Here is a 210-nt window from a genome sequence, read left to right on the forward strand (position 1 = left end):
TCGCGCATGATCACGTGGCCCGACTGCTCGCCGCCCAGCGAGTAGTGGTGGGCGTTCATCTCCTCGAGCACGTAGCGGTCGCCGACCGCGGTCTGGCGCACCGCGACGCCGGCGGCGCGCAACGCGTTGACGAAGCCGAGGTTGCTCATCACGGTCGCCACGACGGTGTCGTCCGTGAGCTGGCCGGCCGCGCGCAGGCCGAGCGCGAGG

Annotated in this window: 1 pseudogene; it reads right to left on the minus strand. The window is 72.4% G+C overall.

The annotated features are described in order from the left end of the window. Positions 1 to 210, minus strand: a pseudogene (locus QWY29_RS20890) (phosphoglucosamine mutase); the annotation flags it as partial.

The organism is Nocardioides abyssi (genome assembly GCF_030412915.1).
Lineage (GTDB): Bacteria > Actinomycetota > Actinomycetes > Propionibacteriales > Nocardioidaceae > Nocardioides > Nocardioides abyssi.